Origin of the sequence: Uliginosibacterium aquaticum, from assembly GCF_012972705.2 — a bacterium.
GTDB lineage: Bacteria > Pseudomonadota > Gammaproteobacteria > Burkholderiales > Rhodocyclaceae > Uliginosibacterium > Uliginosibacterium aquaticum.
In genome coordinates this window covers 714,557-730,073 of the sequence record NZ_JABCSC020000003.1, presented here as the reverse complement: position 1 = coordinate 730,073, position 15,517 = coordinate 714,557, and the positions used below count along the sequence as shown (strand labels likewise).

Genomic DNA, 15,517 nt, shown 5'->3' with positions numbered 1-15,517 from the left:
GATCAAAACAGTTTCAGTGGGTGAGGGCACGGTTCAGATCCACCCAGCCACCCCACATCATCTCGATGCCGATGCACAGCAGGATGAAGGCGGACATGCGTGCCACCACGATCACACCGATGTCACCCAGCTTTTTCTGCAGGCGCACGGCATAGCGGTAACAGAAGAACACGACTGCTGCAGTGAGCGCGGCACCAATCGCAGCCACGATCACGCCCAGCACATAGTTGGTCGGCGTATGCGGAAAGCGCGTACCCAGCGCGATGGAGGTGGCGATGGAGCCCGGGCCGGAAGTGAGCGGAAAGCTCATCGGAAAGAAGCTGCGCTTGGCAATCTCCTGCGATGAGAGTTCGGCTGTTTCGTTCGCCACCGCATCACGCACGGCATCGCTCCCCTCATCATTGAGCATGCGCCAACCGGTCACAGCCACCAGTAAGCCCCCGCCCACCCGCACGATGGGCAGAGAAATGCCGAACAGTTCCAGCACATAGGAGCCCACCAGCATCGCCACGATCAGGATGATCCAGACATTGATCGCCACCTGGCGCGCCATGGGCTTGGCCAACCGCTCACTACCGCCCGTGATGCTGGCGAACAGCGCCGCACCACCGAGCGGATTGATGATGGGCAGCAAGGCCAGCGGAACCACCAGCGTGGCCTGCAGAAATTCAATCAGGGCTTGCATTCAACTTCCCTTCAACTGGGCCACCGCGCTTGATCGGCAGCACTCCGGGTGCGAGCATGCCACATCTGCCCTGCCCGCTGCCGTCATGCGCCCACTCTGCCTGCTGATCGCCTTACTGCTACCTCTGACCAGCGTGGCCGCCGAAGTACCGCTGATCGTGGTCGGCGACATTGCGCAATGCGACAACAAACCGGCAGCGGAATCTGCCGCAGCCCGCACAGCAGCACTGGCAGCACGCATTCCCGGAGCCTGGGTGGCGCTGACCGGCGATCTGACTTACCCGCTGGGCACAGCCCAGGAGTATGCCGATTGCTTTGAGCCGACCTGGGGCCGCTTCCGCCGCCGTAGCCTGCCCGCGCCCGGCAATCACGATTACGGCACCGGCAAGGCCGACGCTTACTTCGACTACTTCGGCAGGATTGCCGGGCCGCAACGCCGTGGCTACTACAGCCGCAAGCTGGGTGGCTGGCACATCGTGTCACTCAACAGCGAACTCAAGGACGAAGAAGCCCGCTCCCAGCTGGACTGGCTGCGCCAGGATCTCGCCGCGAACCGGAGTCGCTGCCTGCTGGCCCTGTGGCACCGCCCGGTATTCAGCTCCGGCCCGCATGGCAACGATGCCAGCATGCTGGCCGCCCTGCCGCTGCTCGAAGCAGCCGGCGCCGATCTGGTGCTGAGCGGGCACGATCATCACTACGAGCGTTTCGCCCGCCTCGATACCAAAGGCCGGCCCGTCAGCCGCGGCGGGATCCGTCACTTCGTGGTGGGTACGGGCGGCGCGGGCCTGTATCCCGAGGGCACCCAGCAGGCGGGCAGCGAGGCGCGCATCTACGGACAGCATGGCGTGCTGCTGTTGCGCCTCAAGCCTGCCAGCTACCGCTGGGCCTTCATGTCGGTAGGCGACCAAGCTCCACTAGACGCCGGCATGGATAACTGCCGGGCCAAGCGCTGAGCTGGCCCTATTGCAGCCAGGCTCAGCGCTCGCTGGAACCCGACACCACGTCTATCCATACCGCCAGCAGCAGGATCGAGCCCTTCACGATCATCTGCCAGTAACTCTCGACGCTGAGCATGGACATGCCGTTGTCCAGACTCGCCATGATCAGCGCACCGATGATCGCCCCAAGGATGGTGCCAGAGCCACCTCGCATCGAGGTACCGCCGATGAAGCAGGAGGCGATCGCATCAAGCTCGCCCATATTGCCGGCCGAGGGCGAGCCGGCGGCCAGCCGCGCGGTGTTGGTCAGCCCAGCCAGCGCACACATCAGGCCCATCAGGCCAAACAGGGCCATCTTCACCAGCCGTGTATTCACGCCGGACAAGCGCGTTGCCTCCAGATTGGAGCCCACCGCGTAGATACGCCGGCCGAACACGGTGTTGCGCGCCATGAAGGAAAAAGCCCCCAGGATGATCAGCATGATCAGCACCGGCACCGGAATGCCCTCGTAGCTGTTCAGCACCGTGACGAAGCCTGCGATGATGATGGCAATCGCCGCCAGCTTGCCGAGCTCCTGCCACAACGGTGGCACCGCCAGCTGGTAGCGCACACGGTTGGCGCGAGCGCGCAGGGTCAGCACCACCAGCATCACGAACAGCAGGACTGCCAGCACATTGCCCACGCTGATCGGCAGGTAGGCCTGACCGAAGCCAATGAAGGTCTCGGATTCGACCGCAATGGTGGAGCCATCCGTCACCGCCAACAGGATGCCGCGGAACACCAGCATGCCAGCCAGGCCCACAATGAAGGACGGCACACGCAGGTAAGCCACCCAGTAGCCGTTGAAAAGCCCCAGCAAGAGGCCCAGCGTGAGCACGATGGCGAGGTTCAGGCCAAAGGGCAGATGGAAGCTCACATCCAGCACCGCCGCCACACCACCGAGCAAGCCCAGCATCGAGCCTACCGATAGATCGATTTCACCGGCGATGATCACGAACACCATACCGGAGGCTAGCATCGCGGTGATCGCCATCTGGCGCAGCAGGTTGGAAAGGTTGCGCGCGGTAAGGAAAGCGCCCTCACTCTGCCAGGCGAAGAAGCTCCAGATCAGCGCGATGGCGATCAGCAAGGCGAGGATCTTGTAGCGCGAGAAAACCTGCTGAAGACTGCGGAAAAATGTCATATCAATACCCTGCCCATTTCTTTTCTTGTAGGGCCGACTTCAGTCGGCCATCCGCTTGTGACATGCGACTGAAGTCGCACCTACGTCTCTGTCTGCCCGATGGCGGCGGCCATCACGGTTTCCTGGCTCAGGCCATTGTTGATGAAGTCGCCGCGCAGGCGCCCCTCGCCGATCACCAGCACCCGATCGCTCATGCCCAGCAGTTCCGGCAGCTCGGAGCTGATCATGATGATGGACATGCCTTCTTTCACCAGCTCCATCATCAGCTTGTAGATCTCGTACTTGGCGCCCACATCGACACCCCGCGTAGGCTCGTCCAGGATCAGCACCCGCGGCGCAGGCAGCAGCATCTTGGCGAAGACGGCCTTTTGCTGATTCCCGCCGGAAAGGCCCTGGATCGCCAACATGGGGGTAGCCGTCTTGATGCGCATGCGGCGGATCATCTTCTCGATGGTCTGCATCTCGGCCGCCTGATCGATCACGCCAAAGCGACTGAACTGCTCGGGCACGGACAGCGTGATGTTGTGCCCCACCCCCATCAACGGCACGATGCCGTGACGTTTGCGGTCCTCCGGCACCAGGCACAAGCCTGACTTCACGGCCGTCTGTGGTGAATCGATGTGCACCGGCTTGCCATCGAGCAGCACCGTGGCGGAGGACTTGCCCGGGTAACAGCCGAAGATCGCCATCGCCAGTTCGGTGCGCCCGGCACCAACCAGCCCGGCCACACCCAACACCTCGCCGCGGCGCAATTGGAAGGAGACGTCATCCACCTTCTTGCGTGCCGGATTATCGATATCGAAACAGGTCACGTTGCGCGCTTCGAAGATCACCTCACCGATCGGATGCTCTTCACGCGGGAAAAGGTTGGTGATCTCGCGCCCGACCATCATGGTAATGATCTGGTCCACCGACAGCTCGCCCATCGGCCGGGTGCCGACATGGGTGCCGTCGCGGATCACGCTGATCGTGTCGCACACGGCTGCGATCTCGTCGAGCTTATGCGAGATCATCACGCACGCCACACCCTTCTTCTTGAGGTCCAGAATGATGTCGAGCAGGATCGCCGTTTCGGCCTTGGTCAGCGAGGACGTCGGCTCATCCAGAATCAGCAGGCGTGCCTTCTTGTTCAGCGCCTTGGCGATCTCGATCAATTGCTGGTGGCCACCGCCGTACTGCGACACCGGCAGTGCCACATTCACCTCCGGCATCTTCAGGTCGCGCATCAGCTCGGCCGCGCGCTGATGCATCGCGGCGTAATCGAGCGTGCCGGCAAAGCCGGTGATTTCGTTACCAAGGAAGATGTTTTCAGTGACCGACAGATGCGGCACCAGCATCAGCTCCTGGTGGATGATCACGATGCCGGCCTCTTCGGTTTCGCGGATACCGCGTGCCTTGAGCTCCTGGCCATTCCACAGGATCTGGCCCGTCCAGCTGCCATGCGGATACACCGCAGAGAGCACCTTCATCAGGGTGGACTTGCCTGCGCCGTTCTCGCCGCACAGGCCTACGCACTCACCGGCACGCACCGCCAGATCGATTCCATTCAGCGCCTTCACGCCGGAGAAATCCTTGACGATGCCACGCATCTCCAACAGGTATTCAGCCACGCAACCTCCAGACCGGCTTGGAACAGAAGCCGTCGCGTCAGCACTCCGCCCTACCGGGCAGGAGTGCTGACGCGACAGGTGCTTCTTACTTCAGACCCAGCTGTTCCTTGGTGAAGAACTTGTCAGTCACCAGCAGATCGGCATTGGCCTTGGTGATGGTGGTCGGCGAGAGCAGCACCGAATCAACCTTCTTCGCGCCATTGTCGAGCTGGGCATTGAAGGCGGGCTTGTCGCCCTTCACCAGTTGCACGGCGAGCTTGGCTGCGCCTGCGGCGATTTCGCGGATAGGCTTGTAAACCGTGAGGGTCTGGGTACCGGCAATCACGCGCTTGACCGCCGCCAGCTCGGCATCCTGACCAGACACCGCGACCTTGCCGGCGAGCTTCTGGGCAGCCAGCGCCTGCACCGCACCGCCTGCCGTGCCATCGTTGGAGGCAATGATGGCATCCACCTTGTTGGCGTTCTTGGTCAGCACGTTCTCGATGATCTTCAGAGCCTCTTCAGGGTTCCAGTCCTTCACCCACTGATCGCCTAGAATCTTGATGTCACCCTTGTCGACATACGGCTTGAGCACCGACATCTGGCCCGCACGCAGGAGCTTGGCATTGTTGTCGGTCGGTGCGCCGCCCAGCAGGTAGTAAGAACCCTTGGGGACGGCCTTGACGATGCCTTCGGCCTGCATCGCGCCGACGCGCTCGTTGTCGAAGGAAATGTAGGCATCGATATCAGCGTTCAGGATCAGACGGTCGTAGGACACGACCTTGATGCCGGCTTTCTTGGCTTCCTTCACGGTGTTGGTCAGCACCTTGGAGTTGAAGGGCACGATCACGATCACATCGACCTTCTTGGCAATCAGATTCTCGATCTGCGAGATCTGGCGCTGCTCGTTGGCATCGGCCGACTGCACGTTGACCTCGGCCCCCAGTCCCTTGGCCGCCTCAACGAAATAGTCACGATCGCGCGTCCAGCGCTCCACGCGCAGATCGTCAATCGAAAAGCCGATCACCGGCTTGTCCTTCGAAGCGAAGGCCGGCAGGGATGCAAGGGTGGATACAGCCGCCAGAACGGCCAGAACGGTACGACGGGTAGTAAAACGGCTCATCAGGGTCTCCTTTGGTTGCACAGAGAGACCGGGAGTCCCGAAGCCTCTCTCGATGCCCGCAGCCGGATGTCCGGCAGCAGGGTCCAGCGGCACATCAGACGAACATATTCTTGTTTTCAGGTCATGCATGCAGCAGGCAGCCAACTTAGTGCGACCACACTACTTTTGCAATACAGGTTTGCCGCGCCAGACTAGCAAGCCCGCTTCTGCCTCATTCAATCGACTGCCCCGTCGTGCAGGTGGCGGCGAACCGACAGCCCTGCCCCCAACCAGCCCAGCAGCGCGGCGAAGGCCAGCAGACCGGCAGCCTGCAGCGGCGTCGGGCCATGCAAGTCGAGCACGATGTTATAGCTGCGGGCGAGATCCTCGATGCGCGGGGCGATCAACGCCATCACCCCTTCGACCAGGGCCCAGGCCACCAACCCGCCGAGCAAGCCTTGCAGCAGGCCGAAATACAGGAAGGGGCGGCGCACGAAGTTGCGCGTGGCGCCCAGTAGCAGACTCACCGTGATTTCGTGGCGCTGGGTGAGGATCTGCAGACGAATGGTGTTGAAGGTCACGATCACCAGCGCCGCACCCAGCAAGCCGGCGAGCAGCAGCATGGACCAGCGCCCGAGCTCAACAGCGGCATGCAGCCGCTCAACCCAGGCCGAGTCGAGCTGCACATGCGCCACCTCGGGCATGGCGGCCAGTGCCGTGCGGATGGCTTCGAACACGGCCGGATTCTCACCGGTCGGTTCGATGATGAAGGCGTCCGGCAAAGGATTCTCGACCAGTGCGCCGCTCACATCAGCAAAGCCGCCACGTGCGGCCAGCTGCTTGAGCGCCAGATCACGCGGCACGAAACGCAGCGCGGCAATGCGCTTGTCGGCCTGCAGGCGGTTTTCCACGCGCTGGGCCTGCTCAGCACTCACTTCGCGTTTGAGGAAGGCGCTGATCTCGGGTTTGCCGGACACGCCGCGCGCCAGACCGCCGAGGTTGTCCATCAGCACCAGGCCCAGTGCCGGCAAGGACAGGGCAATGGCCACCACCAGCGCGGAAAGGAAGGTCGCCAGCGGCTTGGCGGTGAGGCGGGCGAGCGCCTGACGCAAGGCCAAGCGGTGCGGAAACAGGGCGATGCTCATGCCACCAGCCTCCCATGGTCGAGTTCGATGCGGCGTGAGCCGTAAGGCGAGAACAGGGTCTCGTCATGCGTGGCGAGCAGGATGGTGACGCCGGCCTGATGGAAGGAGCGGAACAGCGCCGCAATCTCGCGCGCATAGGCCGGGTCGAGATGGGCGGTCGGCTCGTCAGCGATCAGCACCGAAGGGCGATTGACGATCGCGCGGGCAATCGCCACGCGATGCTGCTCGCCGCCCGAAAGCGTCATCGGCATCACCTGCTCGAAGGCCCCCATGCCAACCTTGTCGAGCGCCACGCGCACGCGCTTGGCCGCATCCTTGGGCGGATAACCGGTCACCAGCAGCGGCAGCATCACGTTGTCGAACACCGTGCGGTCGGTCAGCAAACGATGCTCCTGCATCACCAGGCCGAGGCTGCGGCGCAGATAGGGCACCTGATTCGGGCGCAGGCTGCCGACATCCTGCCCGCTCACCCACACCTTGCCGGCCGTGGGTTTCTCGAGCGCAGCGATCAGCTTGATCAGGGTACTCTTGCCGGCTCCCGAGTGGCCGCCCAGCACCACCAGTTCGCCGTGGCGGATCTCGAAGCTCACGTCGGCGAGCGCCTCATGGCCGCCGGGATAGCGTTTGGTGACTCGTTCAAAACGGATCATGGAAAATGGGGCCGGCAGGGAAAGCCAGAAGTTTACCCGCAAAGCGGCCCATCGGCGCCCGTGCAAACCGGCAGCATTGCCGCTGATCCTGCTCAGCCCAGGCTGACCACGGCAGGCAAACGAAGGCAGCGATTACAATCGCCCGTCATCTCCCACGCGAAAAGCACGCCATGAACGATCTTGACGCACTTCGCCACGCGCTGGCCTCGCGCTTTCCGATCCTGTGCATTGAAACCCACGAAGAGCCCCGCGCACGGGCGCTGCTGCGCAAGCTTTCAGCGGAAACAGGCGGCGCACTCTACGAATGGAGTATTGCCGACGGTTTGAGTCACGCCAATTTTCAGTACGGCGGAGATCGCCGTCAGAACTGGCAGACGGTGGAGGGCTGGCAACCTGAGCGCGACGATCAGGAAGGACAGCAACGCGCCGTCGAGAACACGCAGGAACTGCAAGCGGCACTGCATCACATCGACAAGGCGGGCAAGGCCGGCCTTTACCTGCTCTGTGACGTGCATCCCTTTCTTGAACAAGCCGCCGTGCAACGCCTGTTGCGCGAAATCGCCTTCACCCATGCCGACTGTGCCCGCACCCTGGTGCTGATCGGGCCGGACATCAGCCTGCCCCCCGAAATCGCCCGCCACGCCCTGTTCCACAGCCTGAGCCTGCCGGATGTCGCACGGATCAAGGCCATCTTTGCCGAAGAGATCGAGCTGTTCGCGCGCTCGCGCGAAGGGCGCAAGGTGCAGGGCGAGCAGGCCGCAGCGGATCTGCTGGTCCAGCATCTGCTGGGACTCTGCGAAGAAGACGTACGCCGCCTGCTGCGCCTGGCGATCCGCGATGACGCGGCGATCACCCATGCTGACGTGGCAAGGGTCGTGCAGGTGAAACGCGAAATGTGTGCGGACTCTGCGCTGGAAATCGAGTTCGCTGCCACGGACCTCGCCCGGGTCGGCGGCATGCCCAATCTCAAACGCTGGCTGGCGCTGCGCCAGGCCGCCTTCGCGGGTCAGGCGGCAGATCTGCCATGGCCGCGCGGCATCCTGCTGTTGGGCGTGCAAGGCGCCGGCAAGAGTCTCGCCGCCCGCACCATCGCCGGGGCATGGAATGTGCCGCTGGCCCGCCTGGACATGGGCAGTCTGTTCGACAAATTCCACGGCGAAACCGAGCGCAAGCTGCGCAAGGCTCTGGCCGCCGCCGAGGCCCTCGCCCCCTGCGTGCTGTGGATCGACGAGATCGAAAAAGCCCTCGCCCAAGGCTCGGCGGACAGTGATGGCGGCGTGGGCCGGCGCGTGCTGGGCAGCCTGCTGACCTGGATGGCCGAACATGATTCACGGGTCTTCATTGCCGCCACGGCCAACGAAATCCGCAGCCTGCCACCGGAACTGATGCGCAAGGGGCGCTTCGACGAGATCTTCTTTGTAGACCTGCCGGATCTGGCCACACGACGCGAAATTCTGGGCATTCACCTCGCCCGGCGCCAGCACACGCCCGAGCGCTTTGAACTCGACCAACTGGCACGCGCCAGCGAAGGCTTCACCGGCGCCGAAATCGAGCAGGCCGTAATCGCTGCCAGTTTCGAGGCGCATGCCGCCCGCCAGGCATTGGCCACGCAGCATCTCGTCGCGGAGATGGCGCGTACCCGGCCCCTCTCGGTGCTGATGGCTGAGTCCATGAGCGAGCTGCGCAGCTGGGCTCAGACCCGCACCGTGCAGGCATGAAAATGGGCGCCCGCGGGCGCCCTTCAAGATTCAGGACACTGTTCAGCGTCGAATTCCGAACTGGCGATCGAGCCAGTTATAGGCGTAGTCCTGCTGCTCGGCTTCGAACACATGACCGCCGGCCCAGACCTTGGACTCGAACTTGTCAGCCGCCTTCCAGGCGCCCCACACCTTGCTCATCTTGCCGAAGGCCGCATTCACCGACTCGAGCGGGAACAGCGTGTCCTTCTCGCCGGCATAGATCAGCATCGGCTTCGGTGCGGCAAGACTGGCCACATCCGGGTAGTCAAGGAAACGCATCAAGCCCGGATGGGTCATCTGCCAGGCCGAGCCGCCGCGCAGCTGGTTGTTGCCAGGCACCATCAGACCCTCGGCCGTACCCATCCAGTTGACCGCCACCGTCGCGGTCACCGCATCGGTCAGTGCCGCAGCCTGCCAGGCACGGAAGGCCCCCATCGAGAAGCCAACCGCCGCCACCTGCTTCTTGTTTACTTCCGGCAGGCTGGCAAGGAACTCGGCGCCGCGCGCGTCCTCCTGCGCCATCAGGCCAGCCAGCGAGGAGCCCATGTTGGCGAAGTTGGCGGCCAATGCCTGCTGCATGTCGTAGGTCAGCGTGCCACGGTCGCCCCAGCCCAGCGCGTCATGCGCGAAGACCACGTAGCCGCGCTTGGCGAGCTCATCGCCGGGGAAGCGTTCGGTGAAGAAACGCTTGGCCCAGCCCTTCGAGGATTCCAGACGAGCGTCGTCATTCCAGGTGGCAATCCACTTTTCCTTGCCGATGTCGAACTTGGAACCGTGGTCGTGGTACATGATCGCGGCCGGGAACGGCCCCTTGCCCTTGGGCACCAGCAGCAGGCCCGTCACACGGCTGTCGGCAGTGAGGTTGAAGATCACCTTGCGCGCCACATAGCTGCCGCGATCCACTTCGTCGAGCACCTGCATGTCGAAGGGCGTCTTGTCCGGGGCATGCAGAGTCGTTTCCCAGAGCTTGGCGCGGCCAGCCTTCTGCCAGGCGGCCAGATCCTTGACCTGCGGCGTCCACGCCAGCGGGAAAGTCAGGCGCGACTTGATCTGCGCAGCCATCACCGGCAGGTTGTCCTTGGTGACGCCACTCTTCTGGAAATCCAGATCGGCCGCCACGCCAGCGCCCATTGCACTCATCGCCATGATCCCGGCCACCAGCTTGCTGCATGCTCCCATGATGTCTCCTTCATGATTGTCAGTATGCTCAGACTGCCTCGGCGGCGCCCGTGTTACCGGTCGCCAAAAGTGCGTCAACATACTCCGTTGCCATGAAGGGCTGCAAATCCTCGATGCCTTCGCCCACGCCAATAAAGCGCAAGGGCTTGGGATGGGTACGTGCGATGGCTGCAATCACGCCACCTTTGGCGGTGCCGTCGAGCTTGGTGATGATCAGGCCGGTGATGCCCACGGCCTTGTCAAAAGCCTTGAGCTGGGCCAGCGCGTTCTGGCCGACGTTACCATCGAGCACCAGCAGCACCTCGTGCGGGCCGGAAGGCTCGGCCTTCTGAATCACCCGGCGCACCTTGGCGATCTCTTCCATCAGGTGCAGCTGGGTGGGCAGGCGGCCGGCGGTGTCGACCATCACCACATCGATCCCGCGCGCCTTGGCCGCGCTGATCGCATCAAAGGCCACGGCGGCCGGATCGCCACCGTCCTGCGCGATCACCGAGACGTTGTTTCGATTGCCCCATTCGACGAGCTGCTCACGTGCGGCGGCGCGGAAGGTGTCCCCCGCAGCCAGCAGCACGCTCTTGCCCTGGCTCTGGAAGTGGCGTGCCAACTTGCCGATGGAAGTGGTTTTGCCCGCCCCGTTCACGCCGGAGAGCATGATGATGTAGGGCTTGTGACCGTCGATCACCAGTGGCTGCTGCAAGGGCGTGAGCAGCTTGACCAGATGCTCGGCCAGCGCGGCGCGCAGTTGCTCGCCGGTCTCGAGCTTGTCGTGTTTCCAGCGCCGACGCAGCTCGGCCAGCAGGGTCTGGGTGGCCTCGACGCCGCAATCAGCCATCAGCAGGGTGGCTTCCAGATCCTCGAGGAGTTCCTCGTCAATCTTGCGCAGCGAGAACACGCTACCAAGCGAAGAGCTGGTGCGCGCGAGCCCTGCCTTCAGGCGCGATAGCCACGAAGCCTTGGGCGCTTCGACAGGCGTCGCCACGGTCTCTGCAGGGGTTTCGGATTTCTTGAAGAAACTGAACATGGAATGTTTGGTCTACGATGCCGGCTCGGCGCGGGCGCGCCAGCCAATGAAAACGATGAGGAAGTCTAACAGATGCCCCTGCTTCGCCTGCTCAAGCCTGCCCTGCTCGGCCTGGTCCTGACGACCAGTCTGGCGACCAACGCCAATCCCTTCGAAACCACGCTGGCCAATGGCATGAAGGTGATCGTCAAGGAAGACCGCCGCGCGCCGACCGTCACCCACATGGTCTGGTATCGCGTCGGGGCCATGGACGAGCTCACCGGCAGCACCGGCGTGGCCCACGCGCTGGAACACATGATGTTCAAGGGCACCCGGCGGTACGGACCGGGCGAGTTCAACAAGCTGGTGGCTGCCGTCGGTGGGCGCGACAACGCCTTCACCTCGCAGGACTACACGGCCTATTTCCAGCTCATCCCGAAAGAGCGCCTCGCCGCCATGATGGCGCTGGAGGCGGACCGGATGGCCAACCTGATCGTTCAGGATGAGCTCTTCGCCAAGGAAATCGAAGTCATCAAGGAGGAGCGCCGCCTGCGTACCGACGACCAGCCACGCTCGAAAGCCCAGGAGGCGCTGATGGCCGCGGTGTATCAGGCTCACCCTTATGGTCGCCCGGTGATCGGCTGGATGCCGGAGCTGGACAGCATGACGGCACAGGATGTGCGTGACTGGTATGCGCGCTGGTATGGGCCGAACAACGCCACGCTGGTGGTGGTGGGCGACGTGGATCACGAGGCCGTTTTCAAGCAGGCGCAGGAGATCTATGGCCCGCTCGCCGCACGCCCCCTGCCCCCCCGCAAGGCACTGAGCGAACCCGCCCAGAACGGCGCACGCCGCATCGCAGTGAAAGCCCCGGCCGAACTGCCCTACCTGATGCTGGCCTGGCGCGCGCCGAGCCTGACTTCGCTCGACACGCAGGCCCCCACCACCCGCACGGCACTGAGCCTGCAGGTGCTGGCTGCCGTGCTGGATGGCTATGACGGCGCACGCCTCAACCGCAGCCTAGTGCGCGAGCACAAGCTGGCCGTGTCGGCCGGCGCCGGCTACGACCCGATCTCGCGCGGCCGCCAGAGCCTATTCATGCTTGAAGGGGTGCCCAGCAAGGGCGTCAGCGTGGCCCAGCTCGAAACCGCATTGCGCGGCGAGATCAGCCGGATCGCCAAAGAGGGCGTCAAGGAGTCCGAACTCACCCGCATCAAGGCCCAACTGCTCGCCGGCAAGGTCTTTTCGCAGGATTCCAACATGGGCCAGGCGATGCAGATCGCCGGCCTCGAAATGAGCGGTTTTTCCTGGCGCGACGAAGATCACCTGCTCGACGCAATGCGCAGCGTCACCCCGGCCGAAGTGCAGGCCGCAGCCCGGACGCTGCTGGGGGACGACACGCTCACCGTTGCCGAGCTTATCCCCCTGCCCGCTAAGCCGAATCACACGCCGCAATGACGCCCCCTTAGGGATGGCTTAAGCCGCGCATCAGCACCGATGGCGGACCCGAGCCCTCCCTACAGAACTGGATGCCTGCAATGAAACTGATCCTCACCAGCCTGCTCACCCTGCTCAGCGGCCTTGCGCACGCTGGCGTCGCCATCGAAAGCTGGAATACAGCGAACGAGGCACGGGTGCTCTTCGTCAAAAACAACAATCTGCCCATGCTCGACGTGCAGATCGATTTCGCGGCCGGTTCGGCCTTTGATCCGCCCGCCCGGCCCGGCACGGCGGCCCTGACCCAGGGCCTGCTCGACGCCGGCATTGGCCAGGGCAAGCGTGCGCTGGATGACAACGCGATTGCCGACCGCCTCGCCGACGTCGGCGCCCAACTCGGCGGCGGCATCGATGCCGACCGTGCCAGCCTGCACCTGCGCGTGCTCAGCAACGTCAGCGAGCGCGAGGCCGCACTGGGTCTGCTGCGCCAGATCCTCACAGAACCGAGTTTTCCGCCTGCGGTGCTGGAGCGCGAGCGCGCCCGTGCCATTGCCGGCTTGAGAGAGGGCATGACCCAGCCTGCCGCAGTCCTCGCCCGTCGTTTCGGCCAGCTCAACTACGGCGACCACCCCTACGGCAAGATCCTGAGCGAGGCGGACCTGAAGCGCCTGACGCGCCAAGACCTGATCGACTTCCACCGCCGCTTCTATGTCAGCCGCAATGCCCAGATCACGCTGGTCGGCGATCTCAGCCGCGCCCAGGCCGAAGCCATCGCCAACGCCTTGGTCGCCGGGTTGCCGACCGGCAACGAAGCTCCGCCTCTACCCGCCGTAAGCCTGCCCAAGGGCGGCCTCGAGCGTATCCCGCATCCCTCCGTGCAAGCCCACATCGCCATCGGTATGCCCGCCTTGAAGCGCGCCGATCCAGACCTGATGGCCCTCACCGTCGGCAACTACACGCTCGGCGGAGGTGGCTTCAATGCCCGCCTGATGAAGGAAATCCGCGACGCGCGCGGCCTCGCCTACGGCGCCTACAGCTACTTCGCCCCGATGGCCGCCGAAGGCCTGTTCCGCATCGGCCTCGAGACCAAGGCAGAACAGGCTGAAGAAGCCGTCAAGGTCGCGCAGGACACGCTGGCGAAATTCCTCGCCGAAGGCCCCAGCGCCGAAGAGCTGGCCGCCGCCAAGGCCAACCTGATCAACAGCTTCGCGCTGCGCCTCGACAGCAACGCCAAGCTGCTCGGTCAGGTCGCAGACCTTGGCTTCTACCGCCGCCCACTCGACGCGCTGGATACCTACGCCGCCCGCGTCGAAGCCGTCACCCTGGAAGATGTACGCACCGCTTTCGCGCGCCATGTGAAACCGGAACATCTGGTCACCGTGATCGTGGGCGGCAAACCCACGCCAAGCAGATAAGCCCCTGCAAACTGGCGGCGGGGCTGTAGCACATCGCCGCCAACTGCCGGTGTAGCCCAAGCCATGCGAAAATGCGCGCCTTTCCATTCACCCGAACTCCTGTGAGCAAGGTTCGCATCATTGGCGGCACGCACCGCTCCCGCCTCATTGAAGTGCCCGACTCGATCGGCCTGCGGCCGACGCCGGATCGCGTGCGCGAAACCCTCTTCAACTGGCTCGGGCAGGAGCTGGACGGCCTCCACTGCCTGGACCTGTTTGCTGGCAGCGGAGCGCTGGGCTTCGAGGCGGCTTCGCGGGAAGCCGCCAGCGTCACGCTGCTGGAACTCGCGCCGAAGGTCGCCAGCCATCTGCGTGAAAATCAGGCCAAGCTGGCGTTCGGCAACCTGAAGCTGATCACGGGGGATGCGCTGAAATACCTGCAGAACACACCGGAGCGCTTCGATCTGGTGTTTCTCGATCCGCCCTATCGCCAGGGCTGGCTGGAGCGCCTGGAGCCCCATCTGGCCAAGGTGCTCGCCCCCGGTGCACGGGTCTATCTCGAAGCCGAGGAGGCGGTGGACGCCTACGCCGGCCTCGCACTGCGCAAATCCGGCAAGGCGGGTCAGGTACACTATCGGCTGTTCGCCCTTCCCCCGGCAGGAGAATCCGCATGAATCCGCGCATCGCCGTCTACCCCGGCACCTTCGATCCGCTCACCCGCGGCCACGAAGACCTGCTGCGCCGCAGTGCCCGTATATTTGATCACATCATCCTCGGCGTCGCTGCCAGCAGTGGCAAGAATCCGCTCTTCTCGCTGGCCGAGCGGGTGGAGATCGCCCAGGAGGTATTGGGTGACTTGCCCAACATCGAAGTGTTGGGCTTTTCGGGTCTGCTGATTGATTTTGTGCGCGAGAAACGCGCTGGCGTAATCGTGCGCGGCCTGCGTGCCGTCTCCGACTTCGAATACGAGTTCCAGATGGCGGGCATGAACCGCCGCCTGCATCCGGATGTCGAAACCCTGTTCCTGACCCCCGGCGAGGAAAACATGTTCCTCTCGGCAACCATGGTGCGAGAGATCGGCCTGCTTGGCGGTGACGTCAGCACGTTCGTGCACCCCACGGTCACCACGCGCATCCGCGCCAAGCTCGCCGCCCGCTGAACCCGGAATAACCCAGCCAGCCCGGTCCGCCGGGCAGCCACTGCAACACCGAAAGGAAAGACCCGAATGGCCCTGATCATCACCGACGACTGCATCAACTGCGACGTCTGCGAACCTGAATGCCCCAACGGCGCCATCTCGCAAGGCGAGGAAATCTACGAGATCAATCCGGACAAGTGCACCGAATGCGTGGGCCACTACGATGAGCCGCAGTGCCAGCAGGTCTGTCCAGTCGACTGCATCCCGCATGACCCGGATCGGGTCGAGAACCCGGACCAGCTGATGGCCAAGTTCATCAAGCTGACCCAGAAGTAAGCC

At 63.8% G+C, this 15,517-nt stretch carries 14 protein-coding genes and 1 pseudogene; 7 read left to right on the top strand and 8 right to left on the bottom strand.

Annotated features, from left to right (window positions below; all coding sequences use genetic code 11):
- Positions 1-13 precede the first annotated feature (13 nt).
- Complete coding sequence (locus HJ583_RS14775) at positions 14-685, bottom strand: MarC family protein (protein ID WP_170022602.1); 672 nt, start codon at positions 683-685, stop codon at positions 14-16.
- Positions 686-770: 85 nt separating this feature from the next.
- Between HJ583_RS14775 and HJ583_RS14770 the strand changes: the two genes are divergently transcribed.
- Positions 771-1,637, top strand: a complete 867-nt coding sequence (locus HJ583_RS14770; protein WP_170022601.1) for a metallophosphoesterase family protein — start codon at positions 771-773, stop codon at positions 1,635-1,637.
- A gap of 22 nt (positions 1,638-1,659) precedes the next feature.
- On the opposite strand, the gene HJ583_RS14765 is transcribed toward HJ583_RS14770, so the two are convergent.
- The 5 genes from HJ583_RS14765 to HJ583_RS14745 form a co-directional block, all read right to left on the bottom strand.
- On the bottom strand, positions 1,660-2,805 hold the full coding sequence (locus HJ583_RS14765; protein WP_170022600.1) for a sugar ABC transporter permease: 1,146 nt from the start codon (positions 2,803-2,805) through the stop codon (positions 1,660-1,662).
- 80 nt (positions 2,806-2,885) lie between these two features.
- Complete coding sequence (locus HJ583_RS14760) at positions 2,886-4,415, bottom strand: xylose ABC transporter ATP-binding protein (RefSeq protein WP_170022599.1); 1,530 nt, start codon at positions 4,413-4,415, stop codon at positions 2,886-2,888.
- 85 nt (positions 4,416-4,500) lie between these two features.
- Positions 4,501-5,517 (bottom strand): D-xylose ABC transporter substrate-binding protein, encoded by a 1,017-nt coding sequence (xylF, locus tag HJ583_RS14755; protein ID WP_170022598.1) that lies wholly within the window; start codon positions 5,515-5,517, stop codon positions 4,501-4,503.
- A 215-nt stretch (positions 5,518-5,732) separates the two neighbouring features.
- Positions 5,733-6,641, bottom strand: a complete 909-nt coding sequence (ftsX, locus tag HJ583_RS14750; RefSeq protein ID WP_170022597.1) for a permease-like cell division protein FtsX — start codon at positions 6,639-6,641, stop codon at positions 5,733-5,735.
- Positions 6,638-7,291, bottom strand: coding sequence for a cell division ATP-binding protein FtsE (locus HJ583_RS14745; protein ID WP_170022596.1), 654 nt, complete (start codon positions 7,289-7,291; stop codon positions 6,638-6,640). The genes ftsX and HJ583_RS14745 overlap by 4 nt, the downstream gene beginning before the upstream one ends.
- Positions 7,292-7,461: 170 nt before the next feature.
- Between HJ583_RS14745 and HJ583_RS14740 the strand changes: the two genes are divergently transcribed.
- On the top strand, positions 7,462-9,009 hold the full coding sequence (locus HJ583_RS14740; protein WP_170022595.1) for an AAA family ATPase: 1,548 nt from the start codon (positions 7,462-7,464) through the stop codon (positions 9,007-9,009).
- 42 nt (positions 9,010-9,051) lie between these two features.
- Here HJ583_RS14740 and HJ583_RS14735 read toward each other — a convergent pair whose 3' ends face one another.
- Both HJ583_RS14735 and ftsY read right to left on the bottom strand, forming a co-directional pair.
- Positions 9,052-10,209 carry a dienelactone hydrolase family protein gene (locus HJ583_RS14735; RefSeq protein WP_170022594.1) on the bottom strand — a complete coding sequence of 386 codons (1,158 nt, stop codon included), beginning with the start codon at positions 10,207-10,209 and terminating at the stop codon, positions 9,052-9,054.
- Positions 10,210-10,237: 28 nt separating this feature from the next.
- The gene (ftsY, locus tag HJ583_RS14730; RefSeq protein ID WP_170022593.1) at positions 10,238-11,230 is read right to left on the bottom strand and encodes a signal recognition particle-docking protein FtsY; all 993 of its coding nucleotides are present in this window, start codon (positions 11,228-11,230) and stop codon (positions 10,238-10,240) included.
- 72 nt (positions 11,231-11,302) lie between these two features.
- Here ftsY and HJ583_RS14725 point away from each other — a divergent pair, with 72 nt between their 5' ends.
- The 5 genes and pseudogenes from HJ583_RS14725 to HJ583_RS14705 form a co-directional block, all read left to right on the top strand.
- Entirely contained in the window at positions 11,303-12,667 is a 1,365-nt protein-coding gene (locus HJ583_RS14725) for a M16 family metallopeptidase (RefSeq protein WP_170022592.1), read from the top strand.
- Between the two features lie 80 nt (positions 12,668-12,747).
- Positions 12,748-14,061: a M16 family metallopeptidase gene (locus tag HJ583_RS14720; protein WP_217423428.1), complete on the top strand. Its 1,314-nt coding sequence runs from the start codon at positions 12,748-12,750 to the stop codon at positions 14,059-14,061.
- A gap of 101 nt (positions 14,062-14,162) precedes the next feature.
- On the top strand, positions 14,163-14,714 hold the full coding sequence (gene rsmD / locus HJ583_RS14715) for a 16S rRNA (guanine(966)-N(2))-methyltransferase RsmD (RefSeq protein WP_170022590.1): 552 nt from the start codon (positions 14,163-14,165) through the stop codon (positions 14,712-14,714).
- Positions 14,711-15,199, top strand: coding sequence for a pantetheine-phosphate adenylyltransferase (gene coaD, locus HJ583_RS14710; RefSeq protein WP_101943322.1), 489 nt, complete (start codon positions 14,711-14,713; stop codon positions 15,197-15,199). The genes rsmD and coaD overlap by 4 nt, the downstream gene beginning before the upstream one ends.
- Before the next feature lie 15 nt (positions 15,200-15,214).
- Positions 15,215-15,514, top strand: a pseudogene (locus tag HJ583_RS14705) (YfhL family 4Fe-4S dicluster ferredoxin); the annotation flags it as partial.
- Positions 15,515-15,517 lie beyond the last annotated feature (3 nt).

Excerpts from the sequence above, each read along its gene's own strand:
- HJ583_RS14725 (WP_170022592.1), top strand. The coding sequence starts at position 11,303 with ATGCCCCTGCTTCGCCTGCTCAAGCCTGCCCTGCTCGGCCTGGTCCTG.
- ftsX (WP_170022597.1), bottom strand. The coding sequence starts at position 6,641 with ATGAGCATCGCCCTGTTTCCGCACCGCTTGGCCTTGCGTCAGGCGCTC.
- ftsY (WP_170022593.1), bottom strand. The coding sequence starts at position 11,230 with ATGTTCAGTTTCTTCAAGAAATCCGAAACCCCTGCAGAGACCGTGGCG.
- HJ583_RS14735 (WP_170022594.1), bottom strand. The coding sequence starts at position 10,209 with ATGGGAGCATGCAGCAAGCTGGTGGCCGGGATCATGGCGATGAGTGCA.
- HJ583_RS14720 (WP_217423428.1), top strand. The coding sequence starts at position 12,748 with ATGAAACTGATCCTCACCAGCCTGCTCACCCTGCTCAGCGGCCTTGCG.
- HJ583_RS14770 (WP_170022601.1), top strand. The coding sequence starts at position 771 with ATGCGCCCACTCTGCCTGCTGATCGCCTTACTGCTACCTCTGACCAGC.
- coaD (WP_101943322.1), top strand. The coding sequence starts at position 14,711 with ATGAATCCGCGCATCGCCGTCTACCCCGGCACCTTCGATCCGCTCACC.
- HJ583_RS14775 (WP_170022602.1), bottom strand. The coding sequence starts at position 685 with ATGCAAGCCCTGATTGAATTTCTGCAGGCCACGCTGGTGGTTCCGCTG.
- xylF (WP_170022598.1), bottom strand. The coding sequence starts at position 5,517 with ATGAGCCGTTTTACTACCCGTCGTACCGTTCTGGCCGTTCTGGCGGCT.
- HJ583_RS14765 (WP_170022600.1), bottom strand. The coding sequence starts at position 2,805 with ATGACATTTTTCCGCAGTCTTCAGCAGGTTTTCTCGCGCTACAAGATC.
- HJ583_RS14740 (WP_170022595.1), top strand. The coding sequence starts at position 7,462 with ATGAACGATCTTGACGCACTTCGCCACGCGCTGGCCTCGCGCTTTCCG.
- HJ583_RS14745 (WP_170022596.1), bottom strand. The coding sequence starts at position 7,291 with ATGATCCGTTTTGAACGAGTCACCAAACGCTATCCCGGCGGCCATGAG.